Consider the following 19492-nt stretch of genomic DNA (forward strand, 5'->3'; position numbering starts at 1 on the left):
TCCTGATGTCAAAGTGTGAAGGTTTTCAAAATAGCAGTCTCGGAAATACTCTAGCCGATTACGACGGATGCGCGCGCCAGCTTGGGGGATGGCGCCGGTGGCCGCCCTGTAAAGATTGTCCACCCGAACTCTTCCATGTTAGATTCGCCACGGCAGCAGCCATCCAATCAGCGAACGATAAACCAGAAGAGACACCATGCCGATTTCCTCCCAGCGCAGCCTGCGCGCCGCCCTCGCCACCTTGTTCGTCCCGCTCGCGCTTGGCGCCGCCATGCTGCCGGACGCCGCCCTGGCCGCGCCGGCGGCGAAAACTGCGGCCAAGGATGGGACAACTAAGCCGAACGCCGCTTTCGACACCTGGGCCGAGCGCTTCGCCAACGACTGGGTGCGCATGAACCCGCAGCTGGCCAGCAGCACCCAGTATTTCAGCGGCGCAGAACAGGCCGCGCTCGACCGCCAGCTCACGCCCCAGACTCCAGCCCAGCGCAAGAAGATGGTGGCCCTGGCCAAGACCGGCGTCGCCCGCCTCGACAAGTTCCTGGCCGGCCCGCTCGACGAGACCCAGAAGATCTCGGCCTCGGTCATGCGCTGGTCGCTCACCAACGTGATCGCCAACGAGCCCTTCGAAGACTATAACTTCGTGTTCTCGCAGTTCGGCGGGCCGCAGGTCGGCCTCGTCAACTACATGACCCAGACCCACCCGATGCGCACCGCGGCCGACGTCGACAGCTGGCTGGCGCGCCTGGAACAGGTCGGCACGCGCATGGACGAGGCCCTGGCCCGCGCCCGCAGCGCCACCGAGCGCAAGATGATCCCGCCGCGCTTCATCCTGGAGCGCGCCCAGTTCCAGGTCGACACCTTCCTGAAACCCGCCGCGGCGCAGAACGTGCTGGTGGCCTCGCTGGAAAAACGCAGCGCCGAGCTGAAGGATCTGGCGCCGGAAGCGCGTACTGCCGCCATCGCCCGCGCCACGCGCATCGTCGAAGAGAAGATCCGCCCGGCCTACGTGCGCGTGCAGGGCTTCATGGCCGAACTGCATCCGAAGACGAACGACACGGCCGGCATCTCGCGCTTGCAAGGCGGGCTGAAAGCGTATGACCGCGCGATCGCCAACTTCACCAGCACCACGCTCACCGCCGACGAGATCCACGCCATCGGCCTGCGTGAAGTGGCGCGCCTGGAAGCGGAGATGGACAAGCACCTGCGCGCGCTCGGCTTCAAGGATGGCGACATCGAGAGCCGCATGAAGGCGCTTGACGCCACCTTCCAGCCGAAGGGCGACGAGGATCCGCGCCCGGCGATCCTGGCCAAATACAAGGAGATGGTGAAGGACGCCCAGGCGCGCAGCGAGTCGCTGTTCAACCTGAAGCCGCGCGCCCCGGTCGACGTGCTGCGCGAGCCGCCGCTGACCGAAGCCTCGGCCGCAGCCCACTACAGCCTGCCGGCGCCGGACGGCAGCCGTCCGGGCGTGTTCTGGGTGCCGCTGCGCGGGCCGACCTTCAACATGATCCGCATGCGCAGCCTGTCCTACCACGAGGCGGTGCCGGGCCACCACTTCCAGCTGGCGATCCAGCAGGAACTGTCGGGCATCCCGAAATACCGCAGCCAGCGCATCTTCAGCGGCGGCAGCGCCCATAGCGAAGGCTGGGCGCTCTATACCGAGCGCCTGGCGGTGGAGCAGGGCTGGTACGCCAACGACGTCCCCGGCCTGCTCGGCGCGCTCGGCTCCGAACTGTTCCGCGCCCGCCGCCTGGTGGTCGACACCGGCCTGCACACCAAGGGCTGGACGCGCCAGCAGGCGGTCGACTACGGCATCAACGTCGAGGAAGTCGACCGCTACGTCGTCTGGCCGGGCCAGGCCACGGCCTACATGATCGGCATGCTGCGCATCCTCGAACTGCGCGAGAAGGCCAAAACGGAACTGGGGCCGAAGTTCTCGCTGCCGGGCTTCCACGACATGGTGCTGGGCGCGGGCTCGGTGCCGCTGGATGTGCTGGGGCAGCTGGTGGATGGGTGGATTGCGAAGGAAAAGGCGAAGGCGTAACTGTCGCGTATAGGCACCTGCCGAAACGCGTGGGCTCGGGGAGCCCACCCTACGTTACGCTACGGCTCCATGAACTTGCACATGGCGGTGGCGCACCGTAGGGTGGGCTCACCGAGCCCACGCGTGCGTGTCGCCGATATACCCGACGTATGAAACACCCAACACCGCACGCGAACCCCGTCAACCCAATGGCATAATCTCCCGACCGACAAGCTGTCAACAAGGAGCACACCATGGAAACCCAGGAACTCCACCGCGGCCGCCTGATCGACCACATCCAGCTGGTCGTCAAGGACGTGTCCGCCTCCCGACGCTTCTACAGCGCCATCTTCGACGTCCTGCAAATACCCCTCGGCGGCGAGGGCGACGACTATTTCTGGTACGACGAACTGTTCGTCTCCAGCCCCGCCAGCGGGGCCGCCCAGGGCAAGCTCACCGGCCGCCACCACCTGGCCTTCCAGGCCCGCGACCGCGCCATGGTCGACGCCTTTTACCAGGCCGCACGACAGGCCGGCGCCGACGACAACGGCGCCCCCGGCGAACGCGATTACCACCCCGGCTACTATGGCGCCTTCGTGCTCGACCCCGACGGCAACAACATCGAAGCCGTCTACCACGGCGAGGCGAAACGCAGCGCGGCTTCGGTCAAGGTCACCTTCTGAACTGAAACACCCTGTCTCGGTTGCGCACGATCGCCAATCGTGCGCGGCTTCACTCATGCTAGATTCTGGACACCCATCGAGCACACTCATGGCATGAGGAGAGCACATGTTCGGAATGTCGGCATTGGATCTGGCGCGCATCCAGTTCGCGTTCACGATGTCGTTCCACATCCTGTTTCCGGCAGTGACGATTGGCCTGGCAAGCTACCTGGCCGTGCTCGAGTTTTCCTGGCTGCGCACGAAGCGCCAGGTATATGTCGACCTGTACCACTTCTGGCTGAAGATCTTCGCCGTCATGTTCGGCATGGGCGTGGTCTCGGGCATCGTGATGGCCTACCAGATCGGCACCAACTGGAGCTACATGTCCGAGTTCGCCGGCTCCATCATGGGCCCGGTGCTGGCCTACGAGGTGCTCACCGCCTTCTTCCTGGAGGCGGGTTTCCTCGGCGTGATGCTATTCGGCTGGACGCGGGTCGGCCCCGGCCTGCATTTCCTGGCCACCTGCATGGTGGCGGTCGGAACGCTCATTTCAGCCACCTGGATCCTGGCCGCCAACAGCTGGATGCAGACGCCCCAGGGCTATGCCATCGAAGGCAACCGCATGGTACCGGCCGACTGGCTGGCGATCGTCTTCAATCCCTCCTTTCCCTACCGGCTGCTGCACATGGTAGCGGCCGCCTACCTGTGCACCGCGCTGATCGTCGGCGCGGTCGGGGCCTGGCAATTACTGAAACGCAGGGACAACCCGGCCGTGCGCAAGATGCTCTCCATGGCGATGTGGATGATCCTGCTGGTCGCCCCGATCCAGGCCGTGATCGGCGACTTCCACGGCCTTAATACGGCCAAGTACCAGCCGGCCAAGTTGGCGGCGATGGAAGGGCATTGGCAAAACGAACCGGGCGAGGCGGTGCCGCTGCTGCTGTTCGGCATTCCCGACATGGAGGCCGAACAGACCCGCTACGCGGTCGGCATTCCGCACCTGGGCAGCCTGATCCTTACCCATAGCTGGAACGGCCAGATTCCCGGCCTGAAGGAGTTCGCACGCGAAGACCGTCCCAACTCCCTGATCGTATTCTGGAGCTTCCGGGTGATGGTGGGGCTCGGCCTGCTCATGATCACGCTTGGCCTCTGGAGTTTCCTGTTGCGAAGGCGAGAGCGCATCTTCACGTCGCGCACCTTCCTGCGCGCGGCCCTGTGGATGGGGCCGGCGGGCCTGGTCGCCATCCTGGCCGGCTGGGTGACCACCGAAGTCGGGCGCCAGCCCTGGGTTGTGTACGGCGTGCTGCGCACGGCCGACGCCGTCTCGCCGCACGGGGCCGGGGCGCTGGCGCTGACGCTGGGCATTTTTGTCATCGCCTATTTCTTCGTGTTCGGCGCCGGTACCGCCTATGTGCTGCGCATGATGCGCAAGGGGCCGCAGGCCTTCGAACTGCACCGGGCCACGGCCGGCGGGCCGGGCGAGGAGCGCACGCCGATGCGGCCGATGTCGGCGGCGGACGTGGCCAACGACGATGACCTCGGCGACGGACATGGCGCCGGCCACGACGGCAAGGGAGGCTGAATGGGCATCGACACCTCGGTCGTCTGGGCCGTCATCATCTATTTCGCCGTCTTCATGTACGTGCTGCTCGACGGCTTCGACCTCGGCATCGGCATGCTGTTTCCCTTCGTAAAGGCCAAACGCGACCGCGACACCATGATGAACACGGTGGCGCCGGTCTGGGACGGCAACGAGACCTGGCTGGTGCTGGGCGGGGAGGGCTTGCTGGCCGCCTTTCCGGTGGCCTATTCGATCATCCTGTCCGGGCTGTATCTACCCCTGATCTTCATGCTGGTCGGCCTGGTGTTCCGCGGCGTCGCCTTCGAATTCCGCTTCAAGGCCAAGGAGGGCGGGCGCCACCTGTGGGACAAGGCCTTCATCGGCGGCTCGGCGGTCGCTTCCTTCTTCCAGGGCGTCTCGCTCGGCGCCTTCCTCGACGGCATCGCCGTGTCCGGGCGCAGCTATGCCGGCGGCCCGCTCGACTGGATCGCACCGTTTCCGCTGCTGGCCGGCATCGGCGTGATGATTGCGTACACCCTGCTGGGCAGCACCTGGCTGATCATGAAGACCGAGGGCGAGCTGCACGGGCGCATGGTACAGGTGGCCAAACCCTTCGCGCTGATGCTGCTCGCCGCCATCGTGGTGGTCAGCATCTGGACGCCGTTGCGCGACCCGGCCGTGGCCGACCGCTGGTTCACCTTCCCGAACATCGTCTTCCTGGCACCGGTGCCGATCCTGGTGCTGCTCTCGATCGCGCTCCTGCTCGGCTCGCTCAAGGGGCGGCCGCACCGCTGGCCCTTCGTTGCCGCGCTGGCGCTGGTCTTCCTCGGTTACACCGGCATGGCGATCAGCATCTGGCCGCACATCGTGCCGCCCTTCATCACGATCTGGGAAGCTGCCTCGCCGCCGAGCAGCCAGGGCTTTGCGCTGGTGGGCACGCTGTTCATCCTGCCCATCATCCTGATGTACACGGTCTGGTCGTATTGGGTGTTTCGCGGCAAGGTCAAGGCCGATGCGGGGTACCACTGATGAAGCGGCTCTGGCTGCGGCGCCTGGGCTGGCTGGCCGGGCTTTGGGCGGGTGGGGTGCTGGCGCTGTTCCTGGTTGCCGGCCTGATCCGGCTGATCATGCATGCGGCCGGCATGCGCTAGCCATGCGGGACGCGCCCCGGCGCCACGGGGCAAGTCCGGGTTCAACCGTGCGCGCCCTTTGGTAGAGGAAAGCTTACACTTTCGATGAAGATTTACTAACGGAGCGCCGCCAGTGTCCATGCAGTCTGCATCACCCACGTTCTCTTCTCCCGCGGCGCCTGGCGCTGTCCCTGCCGGCGCTTCCGGTACGGTTGCGGTCTCGCTTCCGCTGGCGGCCGAAGACCAGGCGCGCAGCGACCTCTACGCGCTGGCGGCCAGGCTGCTGCTGGCTCCGCCCGATGCGGCGCTGCTGTCCGCCCTCGCGGCGGCAGACCCGATCGAGGCCGCGGGCGGCGACCATGCCCTTGCCGACGCCTGGGAAAAACTGGTGCTGGCGGCGAGCGTGATGGATCCTGCCGCCGTGGCCGAAGAATTCGACACGCTCTTCGTCAGCAGCGGCACGCCCGTCCTCAACCCCTATGGCTCGCTCTACCTGTCGGGCTTCATGAACGACACGCCGCTGGCCGAACTGCGCGCCGACCTGGCGCGCTTCGGCATCGGGCGCGTGCGCGGGGTGTTCGAATCCGAAGACCACCTGGGCGCCCTCTGCGAAACGATGCGCGTGCTGATCGCCGGCGGCCCCGGCATCCGCCGCCAGGGCCTGGCCCAGCAAAAGGCCTTCTTCGAAGCCCGTATCGCACCCTGGTATGCGCGCTGCCTGAACGACATGCGGGGCGCGGAAGGCGCCAATTTCTACCGGCTGATCGCGGCCTTCGTCGCTGCGCTGCTGGCGATCGAAGCCGAAGCCTTCGCGGTGGAGGACTTCGATGCCTGATCTGATCCATAAGCCGACTTTCAATCGAACCGACGAGGCACATCCGATGGAAAACGAGCACAGCAAGGCGGCGGAGCCGAAACCCGATCCATCCCGCCGCAGCTTCCTGAAAGCCGCGCCGCTGGGCGCGCTGGCGGCCGTGGCCGGCGGCGCCGAGGCGAAGCCGGAACTGGCGCCGGTAGAGGCCGCCAAGCCGGACGTCAAGCGCGGCTACCACGAGACCGAGCACATTCGCACCTACTACAAAACCGCCGCCTACTGGTGAGCGTACCCGGAGACCCGCCATGTCTTTAGTGAAGAGTTCCAGTGACAAAGGTCTGAAGCGCCGCAAGTTCCTCGTCGGTGCCGGCGTCGCGGCCGGGGCCGGCGCACTGGCGCGCCAGCTGCCCCTGAACGTGATCGAGCCGGCACAGGCCCAGCAGGCCGCCGCCGAGCCCGTCAAGACCGAACTGAAGCGCACCGTCTGCAGCCACTGCTCGGTCGGCTGCTCGGTCGACGCCATCGTCAGCAACGGCGTCTGGGTACGCCAGGAAGCGGCCTTCGATTCGCCGATCAACATGGGCGCCCACTGCGCCAAGGGCGCATCGGTGCGCGAGCACGGCTTCGGCGAACACCGCCTGCGCTACCCGATGAAGCTGGTCAACGGCAAGTACACGCGCATCTCCTGGGATCAGGCGATCAACGAGATCGGCGACAAGCTGCTGCAACTGCGCCAGCAGTCCGGCCCCGATTCGCTCATGCTCATCGGCAGCTCGAAGCACAACAACGAGCAGGCCTATTTGCTGCGCAAGTTCATGGCCTTCTGGGGCTCGAACAACTGCGACCACCAGGCGCGCATCTGCCACTCGACCACGGTCGCCGGCGTGGCCCAGACCTTCGGCTACGGCGCCATGACGAACTCCTTCAACGACCTGCACTACAGCAAGGCCGTGATGTTCATCGGTTCCAATCCGGCCGAGGCGCACCCGATCTCGATGCTGCACTTCCTGCATGCGAAGGAACTGGGCGCGAAGATGATCGTGGTCGACCCGCGCTTCACCCGCACCGCGCGCTTCGCGCACCACTACGTGCGCGTGCGTCCGGGCACCGACATCCCGCTGGTCTGGGGCATGCTCTGGCACATCTTCAACAACGGATGGGAAGACAAGGCCTACATTGCCGCGCGCACCTACGGCATGGACGACGTGCGCAAGGAAGTCGCGAAGTGGACGCCCGATAAGGTCTCGGACATCACCGGCGTGCCCGAATCCTCGGTACGCATGGCGGCCGAGATGCTGGCGAAGAACAAGCCCTCGTCGGTGGTCTGGTGCATGGGCATCACCCAGCACCACGTCGGCACCGCCAACGTGCGCGCGCTGGCCATCCTGCAGCTGGCGCTGGGCAATATCGGCGTGCCCGGCGGCGGCGCCAACATCTACCGCGGCCACGACAACGTGCAGGGCGCGACCGACGTCGGCCCCAACGGCGACTCGCTGCCCGGCTACTACGGCCTGGCCGAGGGTTCGTGGAAGCACTTCGCCAACGCCTGGGGCGTCGACTACAACTGGATCCTGTCGCGCTTCGGCTCGAAGGAGCTGATGGAAAAGCCCGGCATCACCGTCTCGCGCTGGTTCGATGCCGTCAACGAGCAGAACCAGTACGTCGACCAGCCGGCCAACCTCAAGGCTTGCATCTACTGGGGCCACGCGCCGAACAGCCAGACCCGCCTGCCGGACATGAAGGCGGCCATGCAAAAGCTCGACATGCTGGTGGTCATCGATCCGTATCCGAGCATGACGGCGGCGATGCACGGCCGCACCGACGGCGTCTACCTGCTGCCGGCCGCCTCGCAGTTCGAGACCCACGGTTCGTGCACGGCGTCGAACCGTTCGATCCAATGGCGCGAACGCGTGATCGCGCCCCTGTTCGAATGCAAGACCGACCACGAGATCATGTACCTGTTCGCCAAGAAGTTCGGCTTCCATAACGAACTGTGCAAGAACATCAAGGTGGTCATGAACGAGCCGGTGATCGAGGACATCCTCCGCGAAATCAACCGTTCGTGCTGGACGATCGGCTACACCGGCTGCTCGCCGGAGCGCCTGAAGCTCCACATGGAGAACAAGCACACCTTCAACCCGACCACGATGCGCGCCGAGTCCGGCCCCTGCAAGGGCGATTACTACGGCCTGCCGTGGCCGTGCTGGGGCACGCCGGAGATGAAGCACCCGGGCACGCCGATCCTGTACGACATCAACAAGACCGTGGCCGAGGGCGGCCTGCCGTTCCGCGCCAACTGGGGCGTCGAGCACAACGGCCAGAGCCTGCTGGCGGCCGACGGCTCGACCAACAAGAATTCCGAACTCGACACCGGCTACCCGGAATTCGACCACGTGTTCCTGAAAAAGCTGGGCTGGTGGGCCGAGCTCACGCCCCAGGAGCAAGCCCTGGCCGAAGGCAAGAACTGGAAAACCGACCCTTCGGGAGGCATCATCCGGGTCGTCATCGCCCACGGCTGCGCCCCGTTCGGCAATGCCCGGGCGCGTGCCCACGTATGGAACTTCCCCGACCCGATCCCGACCCACCGCGAGCCGCTGCTGTCGCCGCGGCGCGACCTGGTCGCCAAGTACCCGACCTACGACGACAAGGCCAATTTCCTGCGCCTGCCGACCCTCTATAAATCGGTGCAGGAAGTCGACTTCTCGAAGGACTTCCCGATGATCATGACCTCGGGACGCCTGGTCGAGTACGAGGGCGGCGGCGAGGAAACCCGTTCCAACCCCTGGCTGGCCGAGCTGCAGCAGAACATGTTCGTCGAAGTCAATCCGCAGGATGCCGTGCAGATCGGCGCCCGGGTCGGCGACTACGTCTGGGTCGAAACACCCACCGGTGCGCGCATGAAGATGATGGCGATGGTCACCGAGCGGGTGCCGGTCGGCATGGTGTGGGCGCCGTTCCACTTCGGCGGCTGGTGGATGGGCGAGGATCTCGAGCGCCACTATCCGGAAGACGGGGCGCCGACGGTGCGCGGCGAGGCGATCAATACCGGCTGGACCTATGGCTACGACGCCGTCACGATGATGCAGGAAACCAAGGTATCGCTGTGCCGCCTCGTGCGCGCCTGACGAATCTGTTTAGGAGAACGTTATGTCCGCAAGGATGAAATTCATCTGCGATACCGAGCGCTGCATCGACTGCAACGGCTGCGTTACCGCATGCAAGAACGAACACGAGACGCCCTGGGGCGTGAACCGGCGCCGCGTTGTCACCATCAACGATGGCGTGCCGGGCGAGCGCTCGGTCTCGATCGCCTGCATGCATTGCACCGATGCGCCCTGCCTGGCGGTGTGCCCGACCAACTGCATCTACCACACCGAGGACGGTATCGTCCTGCACAGCAAGGATCAGTGCATCGGCTGCGGCTACTGCCACTTCGCCTGTCCGTTCGGCGCGCCGCAGTTCCCCGAGACGGGCCTGTTCGCCCACCGCGGCAAGATGGACAAGTGCACCTTCTGCGCCGGCGGGCCGGAACCGGATACCTCGGAAGCCGAATTCAAGAAGTACGGCCGCAACCGCATCGCCGAAGGCAAGCTGCCGGCCTGCGCGGAAATGTGCGGCACCAAGGCCTTGCTGGGCGGCGAGGCGAACCTGATCGCCGACATCTACCGCCAGCGCGTCGAGACCCGCGGCTACGGCCCCGAACTGTGGGGCTGGAAGATCGCCTACGGCCCCAACAAGCGCGGCGGCCAGAGAAAAGCGACGGGCGACCTGCCACGGGAAAACCAGAAGATCGGCGACAGCCAGAACATTCCGGGGAAGCTACCGACATGAAACCATTCAAACTCATCGCGGCCTTGCCGCTGGCACTCGCGCTGTCGGGTTGCCTCGAAGTGGAACAGCATCCGGCCTGGATCAAGGGCGAATACGCGGGCAAGGAAGACCCGCGCCATTACCAGACGCTCTTCCATAACGACAAGCTCTCCTGGAATGCGGCGATCGTCAATCGCAACAACCAGCAGAACGAGTACAACCGGGCCAATCCCTAGGAGCCATCCATGTCGATGCGAGCGAACCTGAACATGTTGCGCGTCATCCTGGGCCTGCTGTGCGCGCTGGTGCTGTCGCTGGGTGCCGCCCCGAGCTGGGCGGGCGTGCCGAACAAGGATGCCAAGCCGGCCTATGCCGAGGAACAGACCATGCTCCAGATCGAGGGCGATTCGCGCGCGCCCGAACCGGGCATGGGATCGAGCGCCTCGGGCCGCGTCCACATGGATCGCCACTTCCTGGGCCAGTACGGCGACAACGAGGGCAACGTCATCGTCCAGCGCGGCGGCAACACCTGGCGCATCCTGCGCAACGGCCCGCTGGCCCTGGCCACCGGCACCATCCTGCTGGCCGTGCCGCTGCTGATCTTCATCTTCTGGCGCGCCTTCCGTCCACCTGCGCTGCAGCCCTCGAATACGGGCCGCCGCATCAGCCGCTTCACGGCCTGGGAACGCGCCGTGCACTGGGCCACGGCCTATACCTTCATCGCGCTCGCGGTCACCGGCATCATCATCATGTTCGGCAAGAACATCCTGCTGCCGTGGATGGGCCACACGCTGTTTTCCTGGGTGGCGATCATTTCGAAATACGTGCACAACGTGGTGGGGCCGGTGTTCATCCTGTGCTCGATCCTGATGGTCTTCACCTTCCTGCGCCGTAACTTCTTCAACCGCATCGACTGGCAGTGGGTGAAGGCGGGCGGCGGACTCATCTCGCACAAGCACGTACCCGCGGGCTTCTTCAATGCCGGCGAGAAGACCTGGTTCTGGGGCGGCGTGGTGCTGCTGGGCGTGGTGATGTCGGTCACCGGCTTGATCCTCGACTTCGTCACCTTCGGCCAGACCCGCTACGTGATGCAGGTCGCGAACATCCTGCACGTCGTCGGCGGGACGCTGTACATGGTCGCCGCCATGGGCCACATCTATCTCGGCACCCTGGGTTCGCCGGGCGCCTACGAGGCCATGCGCGAAGGCAGCGTCGACGAGAACTGGGCCAAGGCGCACCATGCGCTGTGGTACGAGGAAGTGAAATCGGGCGCCGCACCGGGAAGCACCGGTCCGCGTCCAGGCTCGACGCCGCCGGCCGCGCCGCGTCCGGATCCCGCACACTGAGGTCATCGATGAAAGCAAGCACACTCGCTCTTGGCTTACTTGCCGCCTGCGCCGCACTGGCAGGCTGCGACCGCGGCCACACCAATCCGAAGGACGGCGTTATCCAGACCAAGTTTCCGGGGCAGGTCACGGCCGGCGGCCTGACCAGCGGCCAGATCATGGCGAAGAGCGCGAAGCCGGAAACCAATGCGGCCTATGCGGGCGGCACCCCGGGCATCGCCGGCGGCGCCGGCGGCACGACCGGCGGCGCCGCCCTGGGCGGCACCGTCACCGAAACCGGGCAGGGCCCGTCGCAGGGCGCGACGACGCCGGCCAGCGCGGCGCAGGGCGGCAACAAGCCGCAGGGCGACAACGGGGCGCCTCCGGCCAACGCGCCGGCCGCGGGTGTCACTCCGGTGGGCGCCGGCACCGCCACCAACCAGGACAGCAAGCCGGCCGCGGCGCCGGGCACGCTGACGGGGGACAAATGATGCGTAGCCGTTTATTGAAATACGTGCTGGCCGCGGCCTGCGCCGCCAGTGCCGGCCTGGCCTGGGCCGCCTTGCCGGCGCCGACCCCGGCGCAGCAGCAGGCCGCCGCCGCCAAGAAGGCGGCCGCCGACGCCGATGCGGCCAAGGCCAAGGAACAGCTGGCCGCCTCGATGGATGCGCTCAGCTCGCGCTGGCGCGCACGCGCCGCCAGCCAGGGCTGGAAGACGAATGCGCCGGTGGCGATCGCAGCGGCGCCCGCGCCTGGCGCAGTGCCTCCCGCAGGCGCGCCGACGGCGGGCGTCACCGCGGCCGGCGTACCGGCGCCCGGCCCCTCGGCCACCGGCGCGCCGCCGGGCACGCCCCTGAGCGGCGCGGTGCCGGCCGCCGTGCAGACCACGGGCGTGGCGACCACGGGCACGCCGATGCCGGGCGTGGCGCCGCGTGTAACTGGCGTGCAGGCCAATACCCTGACCGGCACCCCGGCCGGCAATGCGGCGGCCTCGCCGGGCGGCGGCGCCGCGCCGCGCAGCCCGCAGGCGCTGCAGTCGGCCAACGTGCCGATCAAGAGCGAGAAGCACGGCACCGCTACGCCGAGCGCCGACGTCAAGAAAGAGCAGACGAAGGCGATGCCCAAGGGCGCCTCGCCGGCGGTCGACAGGGGCAATGCCAAGGAAGTGAAGAACTGATGAAAATGGCGAGCATGCCGATCGCGGTGATCATGCAGCGCCGCGCGCTGCAGCACCGCTGGGCCGACGAGGCCTGGTCGGCCGTGGGCGTCGTCCCCGACCGCGGCAATTTGCCGCGTTTGCAGGTGCTGAGCGAGAGCCCCGAGCGCGACTACTACCTGGTGTCGGGCCTGGAACTGGAGCTGTACACCGACGAGAACGAGGGCTATTACGAGAACGTGATGGCGCCCGAATCCAAGGTCTTCGTGCTGTGGCGCATGGAAGAGGGCAGGGCCATCCCGGCGCGCGCCTCGGTCAGCTATGTCGAAGGCACGCGCATGTTCGATTCCGGCGAACCGGCCGACGGCGTGACGATGCCGGCCGAGATCTACGCCTGGGTCGCGGGCTACCTGCGCCAGCACTACACGCCGAAGCCGCGCCGCGGCCGCCAGCACGGATAAGGAGCCGCATGCCTGAAGAAGGATTCCTGCGCCGCTGGGCGCGCGTCAAGGCAAGCGGCGGCGAGGCCGTGGCCGAGGCGGCGCCTCCTGCCGCGTCCGTACCCGCCGCAGCGCCCATCCCGGCACCCACCGCGGCGCAGGCCGGCGCCGACGGCGCACACGCCGCGCCTGCCCCGGAGCGCGCGCTGACGCTCGAGGACGCCGCCCGGCTCACGCCCGCCTCCGACTTTTCCGCCTTCGTCAACGGGGCCGTGGACAAGGACGTGCGCCGCCTGGCCCTGAAAAAACTGTTCTCCGATCCGCACTTCAACGTGCCCGACCGGCTGGACATGTACATGGACGACTACAACAAGCCCGACCCGGTATCGGCCGCCATGCTGGCCGGCCTCCAGCATGCGCGCAGCGCCCTGCGCCGGCCTGAGGAGGTGCAGGCCGAGCTGGCGCGCCTGGCCGCGCGCGATGACGCGGCGCAGGCAGCGCAAGCGGCGCGGGCCGCGGCTGCCGATGATCCCGGCCTTGCCGCGGTGGACGCGGCGACCGAGCCCCATGACGGGGCAGTGCTGCCCGCCGACGCCGACGCCGACGCCGAAGCCGATATCGGCGCGGCGCAGACGGGCGACGACAGCGATCCCACCGTTGAGGCGCCGGCCGATGCCGGCATCGCGTCCGCCATTCCGGCCCCGGCACCCGCCGCCGAGGAGCCCATCGCCGCACCCATCCACGCCCGCCCGCACGATAAAGATGCCATTGCGCTAACAATCGTGCGCGCGCACAATACAGAAGCGCGCCCATAAGCACTTGGCAGCGGCACGATTGCGATCCAGTCCGACCGCCTGCGCCAGGCGCATCCATCCAAAACGCATCACTCCGAAGGCAAGCATGAACATCCGATTTCTGGAAGGGCAGGCCGGCGATCCGCTGCAGGAACGCCGCAACGCCCTTGCCAAGACCGCCGCCATCCTGGCACTCGACGCCATCGCCACGCCCGAACCCGGCAGCTCGGTCAGTTACCGCTCCAACGGGCGCACCCTCGTCGTCGGCAGCTCGCTCCAGGCCCTGGCCTGGGCCGATCACCTGGCCGCCAGCCTGCCGGTGACCCTGCTCCTGCTCGACAATGCCGAGGTCGGCGCGCGTCCCTACCCGGTGTTCGTGGCGCGCACGGTGGCCGTGGGCGGATGGCTCGGCGCCTTCGAGGCGCGCTGGCAGGCGCCGGGCGAGCCGGTGGGGCAGGGCAAGTTCGACCTCGTGTTCGACCTTAGCCCGAGCCCGCTGATCGCGACCCACCAGAGCCCGCACGGCTATTACGCGCCCGGCCCGGACGACGCCGCCCGCCGCACGGCCGCCGCCGAGCTGCTGGAGATGACGGGCGACTTCGAGAAACCCAAGTATTTCGCCTACAAGGAACGCCTGTGCGCCCACAGCCGCAACGGGCAAACGGGCTGCAACGCCTGCATCGAGATCTGTTCGGCCAAGGCGATCGTCGGCGACGGCGACCGCATCAAGGTCAATCCGTTTCTTTGCGCCGGCTGCGGCGCCTGCGGCACGGTCTGCCCGACGGGTGCGATCCGCTACGCCTATCCGGCCGCCGAACACACGGGCAGCCGCGTCAAGGCGGCGCTGCGCGCTTACCACGAGGCCGGCGGCGAAGATCCCGTGCTGCTGCTGCACAGCGAGGGCGGTGAGCCGCTGCTGGGCGCGCTCGAAGGCGAGGCTGGCGGCGTGCCGGGCCGCGTGATCCCGGTCGGCGTGCACCATACGGCGTCGGTCGGCATCGACGTCTGGCTGGCGGCGCTGGCCTATGGCGCGGCCGGCATCACGGTCTTGATGACGCATGCCGAGGCGCCGCAATACGCCCAGGCGCTCGACGGCCAGATGGGCGTGGCCCAGGCCGTGCTCGACGGGCTCGGCTACGCCGGCCCGCATTTCCAGCTGCTGCGCGTCGGCAGCGCGCAGGAACTCGCCGTCGCCCTGCAGCACGCGCCGCGCGGCGAAACGCCGGCCCAGCCCGCCACCTTCAACCTGGCCCAGGACAAGCGCAACACCCTCGACTACGCGCTCGAGCACCTGCTCCAGCACGCGCGCCAGCAGCCCGAGGCCGTGCCGCTGCCCGTCGGCGCGCCCTTCGGCGCGGTCGCCGTCAACCAGAAAACCTGCAGCCTGTGCATGGCCTGCGTCGGCGTCTGTCCGTCCTCGGCCCTGATGGACACGCCGACCGCGCCGCAGCTGCGCTTCGTCGAGCAGAACTGCGTCCAGTGCGGCCTGTGCGCCAACACCTGCCCGGAAAACGCGATCACCCTGGTGCCGCGCATGGCCTTCGGCGAAACGCGCAAGGCGACGCGCGTGCTCAACGAATCGCAGCCTTTCCACTGCATCCGCTGCAGTAAACCTTTCGGCACCCTGCACATGATCGAGAACATGCTCTCGCGCCTGTCGCAGCACAGCGCCTTCGCCGGCAACCTCGATCGCCTCAAGATGTGCGGCGACTGCCGCGTGATCGACATGATGCGGCCGGAAGGCGAACTCGCGGTGCCGCTGCGGCGTCCGCGCTGAACCGGCTCCTGCGCCCCTTGGCCGATAAAAGGATCCATGGAGACACGACATCACGCATGGCTGCGCCTGCCCTTGCTGGCAGCCGCCCTCGGCACCTGCATGATGGCCGGCGCCGCCGAGGCGCCGCCGGACACGGACAAGCTGCGCCTGCTGGCCTGCGACATGCCGGCCATGAGTCCGGCCGGCGGCAAGGCGGCGACGGAGTGGTTCAACGTGGCGGCGCAGGCCCTTCCCGGCGACGGCGGCCTGCGCCTGGCCGGCCCGGTCGAGCTGGGGAAGGCCTGCATGAAGAACGTCACGATGTCGGGCGGCTTCGGGGTCGTGTTCGTCCAGGGGGAAATCTGCAACACCCGCCTCGACGATTTCACCGACACGCTGGCCGGCGCCGGCGTTCGGCTGGAGAAGGCGTCGGATGCCAGGATGCCTGAGATGATGCTGTCCATGGAGGGCGAGGAGCGCCACTACATGGTCACCCGGGGCATGCCGGACATGCGCACGGGGAAGGTGACGCCGGCATCGACCCCGTACGCGTTCACCTGCATCGCCAAGGTGGGCGGCCACCAGTAAGCCGCGGCGGCACGCCACGCGAACCGCCCGCCGCCATGGCGAACCCGTGGCACAATGTGCGCAAACAGACAATAAGAAGCAGCCGCGCCGGCCTGCGCCCACGGCGCGCCCGGCCGGCCATCGTCATCACCGCACAGGAGACAACATGACCCCTTACCAGCGTTTCGCGCAGGCGCGCGACTTCCTGCAACAGCATCGTACCGACTACGACACGGCCTATCGCGGCTACCAGGCCCCGAAACTCGACACCTTCAACTGGGCGCTCGATTTCTTCGACCAGGAAGCGAAGGACAACCATGCGCCGGCGCTGTGGGTGGTCGAGGAGGATGGCCGCGAACAGAAGATCTCGTTCGCCGACATGTCGGCGCGCTCCAGCCAGGTCGCGCAATACCTGCAGCAGTGCGGCGTCGAACGCGGCGACCGCGTGCTGCTGATGCTGCCGAACCGGGTCGAGCTGTGGGAGATCATGCTGGCCGGGATCAAGCTCGGCGCCGTGCTGGTGCCGACCACCATGCTGGTCTCCACCGCCGACCTGCAGGACCGGATGGAACGGGGCCGCGTGCGCCACGTGATCGCCCAGGTGTCGGAAGCCCACAAGTTCGAAGGCGTGACCGGCAATTTCACCCGCATCGCGGTCGGCGGCAGCATCGACGGCTGGCACGACTTCGACGACTGCCGGCGCGTGTTGAGCGTGTTCGCGCCGCAGGGCGAAACGCGCGCCGGCGACCCGCTGCTGCTCTACTTCACCTCGGGCACGACGGCGCGTCCGAAGCTGGTGCTGCACAGCCACCAGAGCTATCCGGTCGGGCACCTGTCGACCATGTACTGGATCGGCCTGCAGAAGGGCGACGTCCACTGGAACATCAGTTCGCCGGGCTGGGCGAAGCACGCCTGGAGCTGCTTCTTCGCGCCCTGGAACGCCGGCGCCACCGTCTTCGTCTACAACTACGAGCGCTTTTCCGCCAAGGCCGCGCTGGAAACGGTGCAGCGCTGCGGCGTGACCTCGCTGTGCGCGCCGCCGACGGTCTGGCGCATGCTGATCAAGGAAGACCTGACCCAATGGCAGCCGCCGCTGCGCGAGCTGGTGGGCGCGGGCGAGCCGCTCAATCCGGAAGTCATCGAACAGGTCGAACGAGCATGGGGCATCCGCATCCGCGACGGCTTCGGCCAGACCGAGACCACCGCCCAGATCGGCAACCCGCCGGGCCAGCCCGTGAAGCCCGGTTCGATGGGCCGCCCGCTGCCGGGCTATGCGGTGGCGCTGCTCGACCTCGACGACCAGCCGGCGCAGGAGGGCGAGATCTCGGTACGGCTGGCCGAACGTCCGCTCGGCCTGATGCTGGCCTACGAGGGCGACGAGGACAAGACGGCGGACGTGATGCGCGCCGGCTTTTATCACACGGGCGACACGGCCCAGGTCGACGAAGACGGCTACTACTTCTATGTCGGCCGCAACGACGACGTGTTCAAGTCGAGCGATTACCGGATCAGCCCCTTCGAGCTCGAAAGCGTGCTGATCGAGCACGAAATGGTGCTGGAAGCGGCGATCGTGCCGAGCCCCGACCCGCTGCGCCTGTCGGTGCCGAAGGCCTTCATCACGCTGCGCCAGGGCGTCGAGCCGAGCCGCGAGCTGGCGCGCGAGATCTTCGCCTTCGCCCGCGAGCGCCTGGCGCCCTATAAACGCATCCGCCGCATCGAGTTCCGCGAGCTGCCGAAGACGATCTCGGGCAAGATCCGCCGGGTCGAGCTGCGCAAGGAGGAAGCGGCGCGCGGGACGGAATCGGGCACAGGCGTCGAGTTCCGCGAGGACGATGTCGGCTGATGGAGGGCGGGCCTGCCCGTCCTACACGGACTGAAACCATTGGCGGCTCGCTTCATCCGCCGGGAAAAACGACTCCAGCCGCAGCTCGTGCACCGTCACGTCGTGCGGCGTGCCGAGCGTGGTGATGGTGGTGAACAGGTTCAGTTCGACGCCATCGCGGCTCAACCGAACCGGCAGGAAGGGCAGGGCGCGGCGATCGAGATTCGGCGCGCTGGCAGCGGCCGCGATGCCGGGCAGGGCCATTAGCTCGTCGAGCAGGCGCGTCGCTTCGCTGCCGGGGCCGTCGCCCATCGCTTCGCGCTGCACCCAGTGCAGCAGGTCGGTGCAGACGTCTTCCCAGTTGACGATCCAGCGCCGCAGGCCGTCCGGGTCGAGCGTGAGCCGGAGGACGTTGACCGCGCCGCCGCCGGGAATCGGCGCGCCGGCAGGCAGGCCGAGGAAGAAGCTCAGCATGCGCGCGGCCGGCTCGTTGTGCATCAGCAGGTTCCACAGGCGGTCGACCACCAGGGCCGGATAGGGCGCGGCCTGGGCCAGCATGAAGTCGAGCGCGCCCTTGACGGCGTCCATCTCCGGATCGCTCAGGGCGCGCTCGCGGTAGGCCGGGGCGAAGCCGGCCGCCAGCAGCATGGTATTCCTTTGGCGCAGCGGGATGTCGAGCACGATGCCGAGCTTGACGATGATGTCGCGCCCCGGCTGGGCGCGGCCGGTCTCCAGAAAACTCAGGTGGCGCTGCGAGATGCCGGCGTCGAGCGCCAGGCGCAGCTGGCTGTAGCCGCGCTTGGCCCGCCAGTAGCGCAGCGCCGCGCCGAAGTCGCTGAAGTAAGCCGTGGCCGCGCTCGTGTCCATCATCTTCCTCCCGGCTGTGTTGAAGTGCGCCCCGAAATCGAGCACGATGGTGTTCACCCGCACCCGGTGCGTGAGGAGCATGCCGTGCGGCGCGCCTTCGATCAAGTGTAGCGTCGCGCCAGGCTGCGCGCTGGCGTGCGGGATCGTGCGTTGTGCCGCGTAGGGCGGGCATGCCCGCGCGAGGGCGTATGCAAACCCGCACCACAACCGGTGCGCATGCGTGCCGATGATGGGGGCCGTATGCCAACGCGCAGGCAGGTACGCGGGCATGCCCGCCCTACAAGGGCGGCGCACCGTTGATCGGATCGGGCGTCAGGGTGGCCTCCTCAGGACACGCGGTCGAGAAAGCCGGTGACGCTGGCCAGGCGGCCGTCGGCGGCGACGGTCGCCACATCCAGGCCGCGCACGACCTCGGCGCCGTCGGGGGCGTGCAGCGTCCAGGCGAAGCGCAGCACGTTGTGGTGGGCGTCGGGCGTGCCGGCCAGCTCGAAGCGGTGGCCGGGAAAGTGCGCCTGGGCGGCGCCGATCAGCGCGTCGATGCCGTCGTGGCCGGCGCCTTCCATCATCGGGTCGAGGTAGGCGGCGTCGAGCGCGAACAGGCGCGCCACCTGGGCGCGGCGCGCGGGTGCATTGCGCTCGTTCCAGGTGGACAGGTACTGGCGGGCGAGGGTCTGTGCGTGTTCCATGGTCTTCTCCGGTGAGTTGTGCGTCGAGGTGACGGAAGCGATTCTCCGGAAAGACACTGCCGCCGGCGATTACCTCACA

The 19492-nt window shown here is 67.7% G+C and carries 20 protein-coding genes; 18 read left to right on the plus strand and 2 right to left on the minus strand.

Annotated elements, in window-relative coordinates:
- Nucleotides 1-196: 196 nt before the first annotated feature.
- The 18 genes from ASF77_RS03035 (at nucleotide 197) to ASF77_RS03115 (ending at nucleotide 17881) form a co-directional block, all read left to right on the plus strand.
- Nucleotides 197-2044, plus strand: a complete 1848-nt coding sequence (locus ASF77_RS03035; protein WP_056334180.1) for a DUF885 family protein — start codon at nucleotides 197-199, stop codon at nucleotides 2042-2044.
- Between the two features lie 233 nt (nucleotides 2045-2277).
- Nucleotides 2278-2706 (plus strand): VOC family protein, encoded by a 429-nt coding sequence (locus ASF77_RS03040; protein WP_056334182.1) that lies wholly within the window; start codon nucleotides 2278-2280, stop codon nucleotides 2704-2706.
- 106 nt (nucleotides 2707-2812) lie between these two features.
- Entirely contained in the window at nucleotides 2813-4267 is a 1455-nt protein-coding gene (locus tag ASF77_RS03045) for a cytochrome ubiquinol oxidase subunit I (RefSeq protein WP_056334184.1), read from the plus strand.
- Complete coding sequence (gene cydB, locus ASF77_RS03050) at nucleotides 4268-5275, plus strand: cytochrome d ubiquinol oxidase subunit II (protein ID WP_056334187.1); 1008 nt, start codon at nucleotides 4268-4270, stop codon at nucleotides 5273-5275. It abuts the gene before it with no gap.
- Entirely contained in the window at nucleotides 5275-5397 is a 123-nt protein-coding gene (locus ASF77_RS23485) for a DUF2474 domain-containing protein (RefSeq protein ID WP_082493517.1), read from the plus strand. The genes cydB and ASF77_RS23485 overlap by 1 nt, the downstream gene beginning before the upstream one ends.
- A gap of 118 nt (nucleotides 5398-5515) precedes the next feature.
- Nucleotides 5516-6211 (plus strand): molecular chaperone, encoded by a 696-nt coding sequence (locus tag ASF77_RS03055; protein WP_082493518.1) that lies wholly within the window; start codon nucleotides 5516-5518, stop codon nucleotides 6209-6211.
- Entirely contained in the window at nucleotides 6204-6476 is a 273-nt protein-coding gene (locus ASF77_RS03060; RefSeq protein ID WP_229445210.1) for a twin-arginine translocation signal domain-containing protein, read from the plus strand. The genes ASF77_RS03055 and ASF77_RS03060 overlap by 8 nt, the downstream gene beginning before the upstream one ends.
- Before the next feature lie 19 nt (nucleotides 6477-6495).
- Nucleotides 6496-9315 carry a formate dehydrogenase subunit alpha gene (locus ASF77_RS03065; protein ID WP_056334193.1) on the plus strand — a complete coding sequence of 940 codons (2820 nt, stop codon included), beginning with the start codon at nucleotides 6496-6498 and terminating at the stop codon, nucleotides 9313-9315.
- 22 nt (nucleotides 9316-9337) lie between these two features.
- The gene (gene fdh3B / locus ASF77_RS03070; RefSeq protein WP_056334196.1) at nucleotides 9338-10021 is read left to right on the plus strand and encodes a formate dehydrogenase FDH3 subunit beta; all 684 of its coding nucleotides are present in this window, start codon (nucleotides 9338-9340) and stop codon (nucleotides 10019-10021) included.
- Nucleotides 10018-10236, plus strand: coding sequence for a hypothetical protein (locus tag ASF77_RS03075; protein WP_056334197.1), 219 nt, complete (start codon nucleotides 10018-10020; stop codon nucleotides 10234-10236). Before fdh3B ends, ASF77_RS03075 begins: the two co-directional genes overlap by 4 nt.
- A 9-nt stretch (nucleotides 10237-10245) precedes the next feature.
- On the plus strand, nucleotides 10246-11346 hold the full coding sequence (locus ASF77_RS03080) for a formate dehydrogenase subunit gamma (RefSeq protein ID WP_229445211.1): 1101 nt from the start codon (nucleotides 10246-10248) through the stop codon (nucleotides 11344-11346).
- 8 nt (nucleotides 11347-11354) lie between these two features.
- Nucleotides 11355-11816: a hypothetical protein gene (locus ASF77_RS03085; RefSeq protein ID WP_056334200.1), complete on the plus strand. Its 462-nt coding sequence runs from the start codon at nucleotides 11355-11357 to the stop codon at nucleotides 11814-11816.
- Entirely contained in the window at nucleotides 11816-12502 is a 687-nt protein-coding gene (locus ASF77_RS23995) for a hypothetical protein (protein ID WP_156648752.1), read from the plus strand. Before ASF77_RS03085 ends, ASF77_RS23995 begins: the two co-directional genes overlap by 1 nt.
- Entirely contained in the window at nucleotides 12502-12942 is a 441-nt protein-coding gene (locus tag ASF77_RS03095) for a DUF3305 domain-containing protein (RefSeq protein ID WP_056334205.1), read from the plus strand. The genes ASF77_RS23995 and ASF77_RS03095 overlap by 1 nt, the downstream gene beginning before the upstream one ends.
- An 8-nt stretch (nucleotides 12943-12950) precedes the next feature.
- Nucleotides 12951-13736, plus strand: a complete 786-nt coding sequence (locus tag ASF77_RS24000; RefSeq protein WP_056334208.1) for a DUF3306 domain-containing protein — start codon at nucleotides 12951-12953, stop codon at nucleotides 13734-13736.
- 85 nt (nucleotides 13737-13821) lie between these two features.
- On the plus strand, nucleotides 13822-15492 hold the full coding sequence (locus ASF77_RS03105) for a 4Fe-4S binding protein (RefSeq protein ID WP_056334210.1): 1671 nt from the start codon (nucleotides 13822-13824) through the stop codon (nucleotides 15490-15492).
- A gap of 36 nt (nucleotides 15493-15528) precedes the next feature.
- Nucleotides 15529-16059 carry a hypothetical protein gene (locus ASF77_RS03110; protein ID WP_156648708.1) on the plus strand — a complete coding sequence of 177 codons (531 nt, stop codon included), beginning with the start codon at nucleotides 15529-15531 and terminating at the stop codon, nucleotides 16057-16059.
- Between the two features lie 145 nt (nucleotides 16060-16204).
- Nucleotides 16205-17881: an AMP-binding protein gene (locus ASF77_RS03115; protein ID WP_056334216.1), complete on the plus strand. Its 1677-nt coding sequence runs from the start codon at nucleotides 16205-16207 to the stop codon at nucleotides 17879-17881.
- Between the two features lie 21 nt (nucleotides 17882-17902).
- On the opposite strand, the gene ASF77_RS03120 is transcribed toward ASF77_RS03115, so the two are convergent.
- Together ASF77_RS03120 and ASF77_RS03125 are read right to left on the minus strand one after the other, a co-directional pair.
- Nucleotides 17903-18808, minus strand: a complete 906-nt coding sequence (locus ASF77_RS03120; protein WP_162244819.1) for a helix-turn-helix domain-containing protein — start codon at nucleotides 18806-18808, stop codon at nucleotides 17903-17905.
- A gap of 245 nt (nucleotides 18809-19053) precedes the next feature.
- Nucleotides 19054-19413, minus strand: coding sequence for a nuclear transport factor 2 family protein (locus ASF77_RS03125; RefSeq protein WP_056334220.1), 360 nt, complete (start codon nucleotides 19411-19413; stop codon nucleotides 19054-19056).
- Nucleotides 19414-19492 lie beyond the last annotated feature (79 nt).

The sequence above is a fragment of the Massilia sp. Leaf139 genome (assembly GCF_001424165.1).
Taxonomy (GTDB): domain Bacteria; phylum Pseudomonadota; class Gammaproteobacteria; order Burkholderiales; family Burkholderiaceae_D; genus Telluria.

Excerpts from the sequence above, each read along its gene's own strand:
- ASF77_RS03035 (WP_056334180.1), top strand. The coding sequence starts at position 197 with ATGCCGATTTCCTCCCAGCGCAGCCTGCGCGCCGCCCTCGCCACCTTG.
- ASF77_RS03040 (WP_056334182.1), top strand. The coding sequence starts at position 2,278 with ATGGAAACCCAGGAACTCCACCGCGGCCGCCTGATCGACCACATCCAG.
- ASF77_RS03110 (WP_156648708.1), top strand. The coding sequence starts at position 15,529 with ATGGAGACACGACATCACGCATGGCTGCGCCTGCCCTTGCTGGCAGCC.
- cydB (WP_056334187.1), top strand. The coding sequence starts at position 4,268 with ATGGGCATCGACACCTCGGTCGTCTGGGCCGTCATCATCTATTTCGCC.
- ASF77_RS23995 (WP_156648752.1), top strand. The coding sequence starts at position 11,816 with ATGCGTAGCCGTTTATTGAAATACGTGCTGGCCGCGGCCTGCGCCGCC.
- ASF77_RS03045 (WP_056334184.1), top strand. The coding sequence starts at position 2,813 with ATGTTCGGAATGTCGGCATTGGATCTGGCGCGCATCCAGTTCGCGTTC.
- ASF77_RS03095 (WP_056334205.1), top strand. The coding sequence starts at position 12,502 with ATGAAAATGGCGAGCATGCCGATCGCGGTGATCATGCAGCGCCGCGCG.
- ASF77_RS03075 (WP_056334197.1), top strand. The coding sequence starts at position 10,018 with ATGAAACCATTCAAACTCATCGCGGCCTTGCCGCTGGCACTCGCGCTG.
- ASF77_RS03065 (WP_056334193.1), top strand. The coding sequence starts at position 6,496 with ATGTCTTTAGTGAAGAGTTCCAGTGACAAAGGTCTGAAGCGCCGCAAG.
- ASF77_RS03080 (WP_229445211.1), top strand. The coding sequence starts at position 10,246 with ATGTCGATGCGAGCGAACCTGAACATGTTGCGCGTCATCCTGGGCCTG.
- ASF77_RS03125 (WP_056334220.1), bottom strand. The coding sequence starts at position 19,413 with ATGGAACACGCACAGACCCTCGCCCGCCAGTACCTGTCCACCTGGAAC.
- ASF77_RS24000 (WP_056334208.1), top strand. The coding sequence starts at position 12,951 with ATGCCTGAAGAAGGATTCCTGCGCCGCTGGGCGCGCGTCAAGGCAAGC.
- ASF77_RS03060 (WP_229445210.1), top strand. The coding sequence starts at position 6,204 with ATGCCTGATCTGATCCATAAGCCGACTTTCAATCGAACCGACGAGGCA.
- ASF77_RS03085 (WP_056334200.1), top strand. The coding sequence starts at position 11,355 with ATGAAAGCAAGCACACTCGCTCTTGGCTTACTTGCCGCCTGCGCCGCA.
- ASF77_RS03115 (WP_056334216.1), top strand. The coding sequence starts at position 16,205 with ATGACCCCTTACCAGCGTTTCGCGCAGGCGCGCGACTTCCTGCAACAG.
- ASF77_RS03120 (WP_162244819.1), bottom strand. The coding sequence starts at position 18,808 with ATGCTCCTCACGCACCGGGTGCGGGTGAACACCATCGTGCTCGATTTC.
- ASF77_RS03055 (WP_082493518.1), top strand. The coding sequence starts at position 5,516 with ATGCAGTCTGCATCACCCACGTTCTCTTCTCCCGCGGCGCCTGGCGCT.
- ASF77_RS03105 (WP_056334210.1), top strand. The coding sequence starts at position 13,822 with ATGAACATCCGATTTCTGGAAGGGCAGGCCGGCGATCCGCTGCAGGAA.
- ASF77_RS23485 (WP_082493517.1), top strand. The coding sequence starts at position 5,275 with ATGAAGCGGCTCTGGCTGCGGCGCCTGGGCTGGCTGGCCGGGCTTTGG.
- fdh3B (WP_056334196.1), top strand. The coding sequence starts at position 9,338 with ATGTCCGCAAGGATGAAATTCATCTGCGATACCGAGCGCTGCATCGAC.